This window comes from Streptococcus sp. FDAARGOS_520 (assembly GCF_003812685.1).
GTDB classification, from domain to species: domain Bacteria; phylum Bacillota; class Bacilli; order Lactobacillales; family Streptococcaceae; genus Streptococcus; species Streptococcus agalactiae.
The window spans coordinates 1,477,944-1,491,053 of the sequence record NZ_CP033810.1; the positions used below are offsets into that span (position 1 = coordinate 1,477,944).

At 35.7% G+C, this 13,110-nt stretch carries 12 protein-coding genes; 9 read left to right on the forward strand and 3 right to left on the reverse strand.

All coding sequences use genetic code 11. The features are described 5' to 3' along the window. The first annotated feature begins 9 nt into the window (after positions 1-9). The 5 genes from EGX96_RS07915 to ileS all read left to right on the forward strand — a co-directional run bounded on the left by EGX96_RS07915 (position 10) and on the right by ileS (position 5,519). Positions 10-615 carry a cell division protein SepF gene (locus EGX96_RS07915; RefSeq protein ID WP_001185366.1) on the forward strand — a complete coding sequence of 202 codons (606 nt, stop codon included), beginning with the start codon at positions 10-12 and terminating at the stop codon, positions 613-615. Positions 616-617: 2 nt separating this feature from the next. Continuing rightward, the gene (locus EGX96_RS07920; RefSeq protein ID WP_000604717.1) at positions 618-872 is read left to right on the forward strand and encodes a YggT family protein; all 255 of its coding nucleotides are present in this window, start codon (positions 618-620) and stop codon (positions 870-872) included. Between the two features lies 1 nt (position 873). After that, positions 874-1,662: a YlmH family RNA-binding protein gene (locus EGX96_RS07925; protein WP_000171105.1), complete on the forward strand. Its 789-nt coding sequence runs from the start codon at positions 874-876 to the stop codon at positions 1,660-1,662. Positions 1,663-1,671: 9 nt separating this feature from the next. Then, positions 1,672-2,442, forward strand: coding sequence for a DivIVA domain-containing protein (locus EGX96_RS07930; protein ID WP_001131467.1), 771 nt, complete (start codon positions 1,672-1,674; stop codon positions 2,440-2,442). Between the two features lie 284 nt (positions 2,443-2,726). Beyond that, complete coding sequence (gene ileS, locus EGX96_RS07935) at positions 2,727-5,519, forward strand: isoleucine--tRNA ligase (RefSeq protein ID WP_000768163.1); 2,793 nt, start codon at positions 2,727-2,729, stop codon at positions 5,517-5,519. A gap of 116 nt (positions 5,520-5,635) precedes the next feature. Here ileS and EGX96_RS07940 read toward each other — a convergent pair whose 3' ends face one another. The 3 genes from EGX96_RS07940 to EGX96_RS07950 form a co-directional block, all read right to left on the reverse strand. Beyond that, entirely contained in the window at positions 5,636-5,938 is a 303-nt protein-coding gene (locus EGX96_RS07940; protein WP_001237035.1) for a DUF1827 family protein, read from the reverse strand. Between the two features lie 63 nt (positions 5,939-6,001). Further along, the gene (locus tag EGX96_RS07945; RefSeq protein WP_000184292.1) at positions 6,002-6,457 is read right to left on the reverse strand and encodes an NUDIX hydrolase; all 456 of its coding nucleotides are present in this window, start codon (positions 6,455-6,457) and stop codon (positions 6,002-6,004) included. A 185-nt stretch (positions 6,458-6,642) separates the two neighbouring features. Next, a complete protein-coding gene (locus EGX96_RS07950; RefSeq protein ID WP_000882549.1) occupies positions 6,643-8,904 on the reverse strand; it encodes an ATP-dependent Clp protease ATP-binding subunit in 2,262 nt (753 codons plus the stop codon). A 297-nt stretch (positions 8,905-9,201) separates the two neighbouring features. On the opposite strand from EGX96_RS07950, the gene EGX96_RS07960 reads away from it, so the two are divergent. From EGX96_RS07960 to EGX96_RS07975, 4 genes are all read left to right on the forward strand, one after another. Then, on the forward strand, positions 9,202-9,432 hold the full coding sequence (locus EGX96_RS07960) for a DUF1797 family protein (RefSeq protein ID WP_000443582.1): 231 nt from the start codon (positions 9,202-9,204) through the stop codon (positions 9,430-9,432). 141 nt (positions 9,433-9,573) lie between these two features. Beyond that, positions 9,574-10,266, forward strand: coding sequence for an amino acid ABC transporter permease (locus tag EGX96_RS07965; RefSeq protein WP_001011647.1), 693 nt, complete (start codon positions 9,574-9,576; stop codon positions 10,264-10,266). Beyond that, positions 10,259-10,993, forward strand: a complete 735-nt coding sequence (locus tag EGX96_RS07970; RefSeq protein WP_000230134.1) for an amino acid ABC transporter ATP-binding protein — start codon at positions 10,259-10,261, stop codon at positions 10,991-10,993. Before EGX96_RS07965 ends, EGX96_RS07970 begins: the two co-directional genes overlap by 8 nt. Positions 10,994-11,279: 286 nt before the next feature. Next, positions 11,280-12,974 (forward strand): phospho-sugar mutase, encoded by a 1,695-nt coding sequence (locus EGX96_RS07975; RefSeq protein WP_001106846.1) that lies wholly within the window; start codon positions 11,280-11,282, stop codon positions 12,972-12,974. Positions 12,975-13,110 lie beyond the last annotated feature (136 nt).

Here is a 13,110-nt window from a genome sequence, read left to right on the forward strand (position 1 = left end):
GAGGGGAATATGGCATTAAAAGATAGATTTGACAAAATTATTTCTTATTTTGACACTGACGATGTAAGTGAAAATGAAGTACACGAAGTACAAGAGAGAACTTCAGTGCAAAGAGATTCCAGAGCAGCTACAGCACAGGAAGCTTCTCAGCGTAGTCATATGACTAACTCCGCAGAGGAAGAGATGATTGGTAGTCGTCCGAGAACTTATACCTATGATCCTAATCGTCAGGAGAGACAAAGGGTACAGAGAGACAATGCTTATCAGCAAGCTACTCCTAGGGTTCAAAATAAAGACTCAGTTCGACAACAGAGAGAACAAGTAACAATTGCTCTGAAGTATCCCCGTAAGTATGAGGATGCACAAGAAATTGTTGATTTACTTATCGTTAATGAATGTGTCTTGATTGATTTTCAATATATGCTTGATGCGCAAGCACGACGTTGCTTGGATTATATTGATGGTGCAAGTAGAGTATTATATGGTTCATTACAAAAGGTTGGGAGTTCAATGTTTCTATTAACACCAGCCAATGTTATGGTTGATATTGAGGAGATGAATATTCCAAAGACTGGTCAAGAGACGAGTTTTGATTTTGATATGAAGAGACGATAAATATGATATTAGTACTATTAATATTATTAAAAACAATTAGGGTCTATTCTTATATCTTACTAGCCTATGCCTTGTTATCTTGGTTTCCAGGAGCATACGATTCATGGATTGGTAGACTAGTGGTACAGATTGTTGATCCGATTATTCGCCCACTCAGAAGATTTAATCTACAATTTTTAGGTCTAGATTTTACAGTAATAGTAGCATTCTTTTTACTAAATATGTTGAGTAGATTTTTAATCTTGCTTTTTACATAAGATGACGTTAGATGATATTTATCAGCATTTTCGACCAGAAGAGTATGCGTTTATCCATAAAATAGACCATTTAGCTCAATATGTCGAAAACACCTATTCGTTTATTACCACTGAATTTCTAAATCCTAGGGAATTTAAAATACTCGAAAGTGTTCTAGAGAGGCGAGGTAGTCATTATTACACTTCTGGTCAGTATTTTCAAACAGAATATGTTAAAGTAATAATAGCACCGGAATACTATCAGTTAGATATGGCTGATTTTAACCTTAGCCTAATTGAAATAAAGTATAATGCTAAATTTAATCACCTTACCCATGCTAAAATTATGGGAACTTTACTGAATTACTTAGGTGTAAAACGATCAATTTTAGGGGATATCCTAGTTGAAGAAGGCTGTGCTCAGGTTTTGGTCGATAGTCAAATGACAAATCACCTTGTTCATTCAGTTACAAAAATTGGAACTGCTAGTGTACAATTAGCTGAAGTTCCCTTGTCCAAACTTCTAACTCCCAAACAAGATATTCAAAAACTAACTGTTATTGCTTCCAGTTTACGTCTTGATAAAATTTTAGCAACGATTTTAAAGATTTCACGAACACAGTCGACGAAATTGATTGAGGCAGATAAAGTCAAGGTCAATTATGCAACCGTCAATCGAGTTTCTGAACAATTAGTAGAGGGGGATTTGATTAGTGTTAGAGGATATGGTCGATTTACGTTGAACCATAACCTAGGGTTAACTAAAAATCAAAAATATAAGTTAGAAGTAGACAAAATGATACATAACTAAGGAGAAAACATGCCACTTACAGCACTTGAAATTAAAGATAAAACATTTTCATCAAAATTTCGCGGTTATAGCGAAGAAGAAGTTAATGAATTTTTAGAGATTGTTGTTGACGATTACGAGGACTTGATTAGACGTAATCGTGAGCAAGAGCAATACATTAAAGATTTAGAAGAGAAAATCGCTTACTTCAACGAAATGAAGGAATCGTTAAGTCAATCAGTTATTTTAGCTCAAGAAACTGCTGAGCGTGTGAAAATTTCAGCACAGGATGAAGCATCTAACCTAATGGGGAAAGCTACATTTGATGCTCAACATTTAATTGATGAGGCTAAATTAAAAGCAAATCAAATCCTTCGAGATGCGACAGATGATGCTAAGCGTGTTGCTATAGAAACAGAAGATTTGAAACGTCAATCACGTGTTTTCCACCAACGTTTGCTTTCTGAGTTAGAAGGGCAGCTAAAATTAGCTAACTCATCTGCTTGGGAAGAATTGTTGAAACCAACAGCTATTTATCTTCAAAATTCTGATGCTTCTTTCAAAGAAGTTGTTGAAAAAGTTCTTGATGAAGATGATGCTTTACCAGTGGTGGATGACACTGAGTCATTTGATGCTACTCGTCAATTCTCACCAGATGAAATGGAAGAATTACAGCGTCGTGTTGAAGAAAGTAACAAACAACTTGAAGAGTCAGGTTTATTAGATACTAATAATTTCCAAATGGAAGAACCGATCAATTTAGGTGAAACTCAAACTTTTAAATTAAATATTGAAGATTAAGAAAAACAAGGTTTTAATATTATATTATCAGCGAGTAGGAGATGGTGAGAGCCCTACAATCCCTAATATTGAAATTATCATTTTCAATCATTCTACCTGAACTATTATTTAAGTAAGGTAGAAGGCTTAACCCACCTTACGGGTTGTTGAGGGAGTAAGAAATAGCTATTTTCTGCTCTGAATTAAGGTGGTACCACGAGCTTTCGTCCTTTATGTGATGAAAGCTTTTTTATTTAGCAATTTAAAAAATTGTGATAACTATTACTATAAGATAAGGAGTTAGTATGAAATTAAAAGAAACCTTGAATTTAGGACAAACAGCTTTTCCAATGCGTGCAGGGCTTCCAAATAAGGAACCTCAATGGCAAGAAGCATGGGATCAAGCTGACATTTATAAAAAACGTCAAGCATTGAATGAAGGAAAACCAGCCTTTCACCTTCATGACGGACCTCCCTATGCTAATGGGAATATTCATGTAGGACATGCACTAAATAAAATTTCGAAAGACATTATTGTACGTTCAAAATCAATGTCAGGTTTTCGAGCTCCTTATGTGCCTGGTTGGGATACTCATGGACTCCCAATTGAGCAAGTATTAGCTAAAAAAGGGGTTAAACGTAAAGAAATGGACTTGGCTGAATACCTTGAAATGTGTCGTGATTATGCTCTCAGCCAAGTTGACAAACAACGTGATGATTTTAAACGTCTGGGCGTTTCTGCCGATTGGGAAAATCCTTATATTACACTAACACCAGATTATGAAGCAGATCAAGTACGTGTTTTCGGTGCTATGGCAGATAAAGGATATATCTATCGTGGTGCTAAACCAGTGTATTGGTCATGGTCATCAGAGTCTGCCCTTGCTGAGGCTGAAATCGAATATCATGATATTGATTCGACATCACTCTACTATGCCAATAAAGTTAAAGATGGTAAGGGAATTCTTGATACAGATACCTATATCGTCGTTTGGACGACAACACCATTTACTGTAACAGCTTCACGCGGTTTAACAGTAGGACCAGATATGGAGTATGTTGTAGTTGTACCAGTAGGTAGTGAGCGTAAATACCTTCTTGCAGAGGTTCTTGTAGATAGTCTCGCTGCTAAGTTTGGCTGGGAAAACTTTGAAATTGTGACTCATCACACTGGTAAAGAACTTAATCACATTGTTACAGAACATCCATGGGATACAGAAGTAGAAGAGTTGGTTATCCTTGGAGACCATGTTACAACAGATTCTGGTACAGGTATTGTCCACACGGCTCCTGGTTTTGGTGAAGATGACTATAACGTTGGTATTGCTAATGGACTTGATGTTGTAGTTACCGTAGATAGTCGTGGTTTGATGATGGAAAATGCTGGTCCTGATTTTGAAGGTCAATTCTATGACAAAGTAACACCACTTGTAAAAGAAAAATTGGGAGATCTTCTTTTAGCCAGCGAAGTTATCAACCACTCATATCCATTTGACTGGCGTACGAAAAAGCCAATCATTTGGCGTGCGGTTCCACAATGGTTTGCCTCTGTTTCGAAATTCCGTCAAGAAATCCTCGATGAAATTGAAAAGACAAATTTCCAACCTGAGTGGGGTAAAAAACGTCTTTATAACATGATCCGTGACCGTGGCGACTGGGTAATCTCACGTCAACGTGCTTGGGGTGTTCCACTTCCAATTTTTTATGCAGAAGATGGTACAGCTATCATGACAAAAGAAGTGACTGATCACGTTGCAGATTTATTTGCTGAATACGGCTCAATCGTTTGGTGGCAACGTGATGCTAAGGACCTTCTACCAGCAGGTTATACTCATCCAGGTTCACCTAATGGTCTCTTTGAGAAAGAAACAGACATCATGGATGTTTGGTTTGATTCTGGTTCATCATGGAATGGGGTAATGAATGCTCGTGAAAACCTTTCCTATCCAGCAGATCTTTATCTTGAAGGTTCTGATCAATACCGTGGTTGGTTCAACTCATCACTAATTACATCAGTTGCTGTTAATGGTCACGCTCCATACAAAGCAGTCTTATCTCAAGGTTTTGTACTTGATGGTAAAGGTGAGAAAATGTCTAAATCTCTAGGAAATACAATTCTTCCTAGTGATGTTGAAAAACAATTTGGTGCGGAAATCTTGCGTCTGTGGGTAACTTCTGTTGACTCAAGTAATGATGTTCGTATTTCAATGGATATCTTAAAACAAACATCAGAAACTTATCGTAAGATCAGGAATACATTGCGTTTCTTGATTGCAAATACTTCCGATTTTAATCCTAAACAAGATGCAGTAGCCTATGAAAATTTAGGTGCCGTTGATCGTTATATGACTATTAAATTTAATCAAGTTGTGGATACAATCAACAAAGCTTATGCTGCTTATGATTTTATGGCAATTTATAAAGCTGTCGTTAACTTCGTAACAGTTGATCTATCAGCATTTTACCTTGATTTTGCAAAAGATGTGGTTTACATTGAAGCGGCTAACAGTCCAGAACGACGTCGTATGCAAACTGTTTTCTATGATATTTTAGTTAAACTTACAAAACTTTTGACTCCGATTCTACCACATACTGCTGAAGAAATTTGGTCATACCTCGAACATGAGGAGGAGGAGTTTGTTCAATTAGCAGAAATGCCTGTTGCACAGACATTCTCTGGTCAAGAAGAAATTCTTGAAGAGTGGTCAGCATTCATGACGTTACGAACACAAGCTCAAAAAGCTCTCGAAGAAGCACGTAACGCTAAAGTTATTGGTAAATCTCTAGAAGCACATTTAACAATTTATGCTAGTCAAGAAGTGAAAACGTTATTAACAGCGTTAAATAGCGATATTGCACTCTTGATGATTGTCTCACAATTAACAATTGCTGATGAAGCAGACAAACCAGCTGACTCAGTATCATTTGAAGGTGTTGCATTTACTGTTGAACACGCTGAAGGTGAAGTCTGCGAACGCTCACGCCGTATTGATCCAACCACAAAGATGCGTTCGTATGGTGTAGCTGTTTGTGATGCTAGTGCAGCAATTATTGAGCAATATTATCCTGAAGCAGTAGCTCAAGGTTTTGAAGCTTAATAAAAATTATTTAACGCTATATTTTGACAAATATCTTACCAGTTTTAATGGAAGAAATTGGTAAGACATTTGTTTAGTAGTCATCAAAAAAGAAGCCTTGATTAGGCTTCTTTTAATTATGCTGTTGTTGGATATGAAATTTCAATTAACTTGGCAGTATGGAGTGATTTCATCTGCTCTTGAATAATAATAGATTGATCTATTTTACGCTTTAAGAAGAACTCACGAATAGCTTCTAATTCTTCATCTTTGATAGCACGATATTTGTTTGAAATTAATAATTCATAATGTTTAGGTGCTTTTGTAAAAACGACATCGGTGTTGCCAGCTGAATAGACTTCCACTAATTTTGCATCTGTATTTTGGAGTTGATTTCGAACTAGTTCAGGATGACTACTGGTTGTATTAATTAGTCTCATAACTATTTTCCCCCTGATTCTTATTAGGTTTATTATAACACTATTTAGGAAGAAAGGTATGAATTATTTCCTAGAATGGTGATTTTTTTCCCAAGCTTGGACACCCCATCTATGGCTTCCTCGTTTTAGCTTTTCTTTAGCTTCTTGGATAGGAAACCAGGCTAGATGGTTGAAATCTTCTAGTGGCGCTTGATCCTTATGATAGGCAGTAACTTCATAAATATAGGCGGGATTATAGTAGTAAGTATCACGGTGTCTAGAGTAAAAATATTCATCAGCTTGACCATAGTAATGGCCAATTGTTGCGGAATAACCTAATTCTTCAATTAACTCACGAGTTAAAGCTTCTAGGTGATTTTCATTTTCTTCAATTTCCCCACCTGGAAGAAACCAAGCACCATTAGGTGCCTGTACTAAAATAATTTTATCATGAGTTGGATTTGGAATAATAGCATAGACACCAAATCGTGACCTATAGTTTACATTATCTATTTTTTCACCGAAAGTAGGATTAGTCATAGTTCTCTCTCCTGATTGTGTTTTATGATTTTAAAAGCTTTAATTATTTTTTATTTATTATACTAAAATTTTTGGAATATTTCCTTAATAATTGTATTAAAATTTAAAGACGAGGTAGGAGAGAAACAGCTTTATAGAGGCTATTATTTTTTGAGAAGAGTGTGAAAAAAGGTTGAGTTTCTTACTCAACCTTTTGTACTTTCTTCAGTTTTTTTAGAAGATTTTATTATGATATTTCCATTGCTAGTCATAATAGCACGAAGTTCTTTTTCGCTTGGATTCTCAAGATAGTAATCTGTGATAGCATCTTCAATATGTTCTTGAATGGTACGACGTAATGGACGTGCTCCCATTTTGGGATCGTAACCTAAATCAACCAATTTTTCTTTCACTTTATCAGTGACATCTAGATGAATACCATTGATGGCGAGACGTGCATTAACGTCAGATAACATAATATCAACGATATTGAGGAGATTCTCTTTATCTAAAGCCTTGAATTCAATAATACCGTCAAAGCGGTTCATAAATTCAGGGCTGAAGAAGTTACCTAGTTGACCTAGTACGGAATTCGTTCTACCTTCTCGTGAGGCACCAAAGCCAACGCTTGCTTCAGTTTTACCAGAACCAGCATTTGAGGTCATGATGATAATGGTATCTTTAAAACTAACAGTTCTTCCTTGTCCATCTGTTAATCGACCGTCATCAAGGACCTGCAAGAACATATGCATGACATCAGGATGAGCTTTTTCAATTTCATCTAGAAGGATGAGCGAGTAAGGATTTCGACGAACCTTTTCAGTTAATTGTCCAGCTTCCTCGTATCCCACGTATCCTGGAGGCGCTCCGACTAATTTAGCAACAGCATGCTTTTCCATGTACTCTGACATATCAAAACGAATCATACTATCAGCTGAACCAAAGAGCTCAATTGCTAGTTGTTTAGAAAGTTCAGTTTTACCAACGCCGGTTGGTCCTACAAATAAAAAGGAACCAATAGGACGGTTTGGGCTACCAAGACCAACTCGATTACGACGAATAGCTTTTGCAATCTTAACGACAGCGTCATCCTGGCCGATCACATGTTGTTTCAAGTCATCTGCGAGATTAATTAATTGAGATTGTTCTTTTTCTTTTAAATCACCAACAGGGATATTCGTTTTTTCTTCAATGATGTGCTCAATTGTTTTTTCGGTAATAATAGGTGTATCTTGATCGTCGACCTTTTGTTGTTGCATTTCTTTATATTTTGCAATCTGGTCACGGAAGTAAGCTGCACGTTCGTAATCTTCTTCACGAGTCGCTTGCGCTTTTAAATTTTCTGCTTCAATGAGACGTTGATCAATTTCTTTTGGATCAACAAAATTTAGTGTTAGGTTCATTTTAGAACCAGCTTCATCTAATAAGTCTATTGCTTTATCAGGTAAAAAGCGGTCCTGGATATAACGATTAGATAGTACTGCAGCTGCTTCTATGGCATCATTATTATATTTTACATGATGATAATCTTCGTATTTTTTTTGGATACCTTTCAAAATAGTAATGGTTTCTTCAACAGAAGGCTCATCGACTTTTACAGGTTGCATACGGCGTTCTAAGGCAGCGTCCTTTTCGATAATACGATATTCATTGAGAGTAGTAGCACCTACTAGTTGTAATTCTCCACGTGCAAGGGCAGGTTTTAAAATATTACCTGCATCCATACTACCTTCGCCAGCTGTACCAGCTCCAACTATTTCGTGAATTTCATCTATGAATAGAATAACATCTTGACGTTGACGAATTTCTTCCATCAACTTTTGCATGCGTTCTTCAAATTGACCACGAATGCCCGTTCCTTGTACTAGACTCACAACATCCAAACGAATAACTTGTTTGCCTTGAAGTTTATGAGGCACATTACCATCAACAATTTTCTGAGCAAGTCCTTCAACAACGGCAGTTTTCCCAACGCCGGGTTCGCCAATAAGTACAGGATTATTTTTTGTACGACGATTAAGGATTTCGATAACACGAATAATTTCTGAGTCACGTCCAATAACAGGGTCAATATCACCATGGCGGGCTATTTCAGTGACATTGATACCAAATTCTTCTAGAATCCCTTTGGCTTGAGAAGGAGTTGCAGTTTGGTTGCGATTATTATTTCGTCCATTACCGTTTCCTCCACCTCGGTTTCCTCCTGATTGTGTAGGAGGAGTGTTTGGTAAATCTTGGCCATTAAAGGCTCTGAAATTATTTAAATCTCCAAAGAAATCATCAAAGAAAGGATTGATGCCACCAGGCGCATGTGAAACATGATTTAAACCTGAAAAAAGTGGATTATTAGGGTCAGTTTTAATAATTTGGTAGCAATTTTGACAAAGATCAACTTGCTTTTGTTTTCCATTAACATTTGTATACAAATGAATAGTTGATTCGTTTAGTTTGCAGTTTTGACAGAGCATAGGCTACCCCTTTCTTATGACATTTAACTATTGATGTGTATATAGTCAAATATAGTCAAACTTTATGCTTTTATTATAGCACCTAAAGCCTAGAAATCAAGAAAAAAGTTCTGTTTTTAGCACTGAATATATTAGAGTGCTAAATTGAAAAATAGATGACTACTGAGAAAAATCGTTATTTGCGGATTTTAGACGATAAAATCGTTAAAAAGTTAGTAAAAATGTTGCTTTTCATGTTGCTTTGGTCACTTTTGTGTTAAAATAGAAAAGACTAGAAAATATATAGGAGTAAGTAAGATGGAATCACATTTAGTGAGAATCATCAATCGCCTCGAATTAATGGCGACTGATGGTGGTAATTTAAAACGTAATTTTGAACGTGAAGGTGTTGTTGTAGCAGAAGTATCTTTTAGTAATGACCCTGAAAACGGTCCTGTTTTCACATTACGTGATGTAGAAGCGCGTGAATCATATTCATTTGACAGCATTGACCTTATCGCAATGGAAATTTACGATTTATTATACTGATAATTATAAAAGACCTTGAAGGTCTTTTTTTTATATCTAAATATACAGTAAAATAGAATAAAAACAAAAATATTTATCTAAACTTGTATTTTTATTCTTTGTGTGATAGACTATTGGCAATTACTTTTTTAGGAGATGTCAATGAATTTTTCATTTTTACCACAATATTGGTCCTATTTTAATTATGGTGTGATGGTAACCATTATGATTTCAACATGTGTTGTTTTTTTTGGAACTATTATAGGTGTGTTAATTGCTTTAGTAAAGCGTACTAATTTACATTTTCTCACAATATTAGCTAATTTCTATGTATGGGTATTTCGTGGGACACCGATGGTAGTTCAAATTATGATTGCTTTCGCATGGATGCATTTTAACAATTTACCAACGATTAGCTTTGGTGTTTTAGATTTAGATTTTACACGACTTTTACCTGGTATCATTATCATTTCCTTAAATAGTGGTGCCTATATTTCGGAAATTGTACGTGCAGGGATTGAGGCTGTACCATCTGGACAAATAGAAGCAGCTTACTCGTTGGGGATTCGACCTAAAAATACACTTCGCTATGTTATCTTACCCCAAGCTTTTAAAAATATTTTACCTGCTCTAGGGAATGAATTTATTACAATTATTAAAGATAGTGCTCTCCTTCAAACTATTGGTGTCATGGAATTATGGAACGGAGCACAATCAGTTGTAACGGCTACTTACTCACCAGTTGCACCGTTATTATTTGCAGCATTTTACTATTTAATGTTGACAACGATTCTCTCAGCTTTGTTAAAACAAATGGAGAAATATCTTGGGAAAGGGGTAAAAATAGATGGTTGAGCCAATTATTTCAATACAAGGACTTCATAAAAGTTTTGGGAAAAATGAGGTTTTAAAAGGCATTGACTTGGATATTCATCAAGGAGAAGTAGTGGTTATTATTGGCCCTTCTGGCTCTGGTAAGTCAACATTTTTAAGAACAATGAATCTCTTGGAAGTACCAACAAAGGGAACAGTGACTTTTGAAGGGATTGATATAACAGACAAAAAGAATGATATTTTTAAAATGCGCGAAAAAATGGGCATGGTTTTTCAACAGTTCAATCTATTTCCCAATATGACTGTACTAGAAAATATTACTTTATCACCTATTAAGACAAAGGGGCTTTCTAATCTTGATGCTCAGACAAAAGCATATGAGCTACTTGAAAAAGTTGGACTCAAAGAGAAGGCTAATACTTATCCAGCTAGCTTATCTGGAGGACAACAACAACGAATTGCTATTGCAAGAGGTCTTGCAATGAATCCTGATGTCCTTCTTTTTGATGAACCTACTTCAGCTCTTGATCCTGAAATGGTAGGTGAAGTCTTGACTGTTATGCAAGATTTAGCTAAATCTGGTATGACGATGGTTATTGTCACTCATGAAATGGGTTTTGCACGTGAAGTAGCGGATCGTGTCATTTTTATGGATGCAGGAATTATTGTTGAGCAAGGGGCCCCTAAGGAAGTATTTGAGCAGACAAAAGAAATCCGCACAAGAGATTTCTTAAGTAAAGTATTATAATTTCATTGTCTAAAACAACTTGTTTTAGACTTTTATTATTCCATTGTTATGAGTAAATTGTTACTGTATTGTTTGGAAGTTGGTAAGTCTATATATAATGTAGACTAAGAATGATAGGGTGATGAAAAAAATTTAGATGCTTTAAATATATTAAGTGTAGTTAATTTATAAAATAAGTTGACTTTATAAGGTTAATTTGATACTATTCAGTTAGCTCCTGAAGAACTAAAATCTCTTATCATGGAGCTGATTTTTACCATTTTGGTCTTAGAATAGGATGTCTCATATGAATTATAAAGAGATTTATCAAGAGTGGTTAGAAAACGACTCACTCGGTAAAGATATTAAGTCAGATTTAGAAGCTATTAAAGGCGATGAATCTGAAATTCAGGATCGTTTTTACAAAACATTAGAATTTGGAACGGCGGGATTGAGAGGTAAACTTGGAGCAGGAACCAATCGTATGAATACTTATATGGTGGGGAAAGCAGCACAAGCATTAGCTAATACGATTATTGATCATGGCCCTGAAGCTATTGCACGTGGAATTGCAGTTAGTTATGATGTCCGTTATCAATCTAAGGAATTTGCAGAATTAACTTGTTCCATTATGGCAGCAAATGGTATTAAGTCTTATATTTATAAAGGGATTCGCCCAACACCAATGTGCTCATATGCTATTCGTGCTCTAGGATGTGTTTCGGGTGTGATGATTACTGCTAGTCATAATCCTCAAGCTTATAATGGTTATAAGGCATATTGGAAAGAAGGATCTCAGATTTTAGATGATATTGCTGATCAAATTGCCAATCATATGGATGCTATAACCGATTATCAGCAAATTAAGCAAATACCCTTTGAAGAGGCTCTGGCAAGTGGTTCGGCAAGTTATATCGATGAGAGTATTGAAGAAGCATATAAAAAAGAAGTGCTTGGTTTAACTATTAATGATACTAATATTGATAAGTCAGTCCGGGTAGTTTATACTCCTTTAAATGGCGTAGGAAATTTACCTGTGCGCGAAGTTTTAAGACGCCGTGGTTTTGAAAATGTTTATGTGGTACCTGAGCAGGAAATGTCCGATCCTGATTTTACAACGGTTGGCTATCCAAACCCTGAAGTTCCTAAAGCATTTGCCTATTCAGAATCTCTAGGAAAGTCAGTTGATGCAGATATCTTACTTGCCACAGATCCAGATTGTGACCGAGTAGCATTGGAAGTCAAAGATAGTAAGGGAGAATATATTTTCTTAAATGGTAATAAGATAGGGGCACTTCTTTCCTATTATATTTTTTCACAACGATGTGCCTTAGGGAATTTGCCACATCATCCTGTATTGGTAAAATCCATTGTAACTGGTGATCTATCAAAAGTTATTGCAGATAAATATAATATTGAAACTGTTGAAACTTTAACAGGATTTAAAAATATTTGTGGAAAAGCTAATGAATATGATATCTCAAAGGATAAAACTTATCTCTTTGGCTATGAAGAAAGTATTGGTTTTTGCTATGGCACTTTTGTACGTGATAAAGATGCTGTGAGTGCTTCAATGATGGTAGTAGAAATGACTGCCTATTATAAAGAACGAGGGCAAACACTTTTAGACGTTTTGCAAACCATTTACGATAAATTTGGCTATTACAACGAGCGCCAATTTTCTCTTGAGTTAGAGGGTGCTGAGGGGCAAGAACGTATTAGTCGTATTATGGAGGATTTTAGACAGGACCCAATATTACAAGTAGGTGAGATGACATTGGAGAATTCTATTGATTTCAAGGATGGTTATAAGGATTTTCCAAAGCAAAATTGTTTAAAATATTATTTTAATGAGGGTTCATGGTATGCTTTAAGGCCGTCAGGGACGGAACCTAAGATAAAATGTTACCTTTATACGATTGGTTGTACAGAAGCAGATAGTTTATCGAAACTTAATGCAATTGAGTCGGCTTGTCGTGCTAAAATGAATAGTACTAAATAAGTCATATGTAAAAAGGCGATGAGGGATTCATTGCCTTTTCTATTGATTAAAATTGATACAAAATGAATAGCGATATAAAATAGCATAATCGCTATTTTTTGATATAATATAGAAAAAACGGATGAAGAAGGAGTAT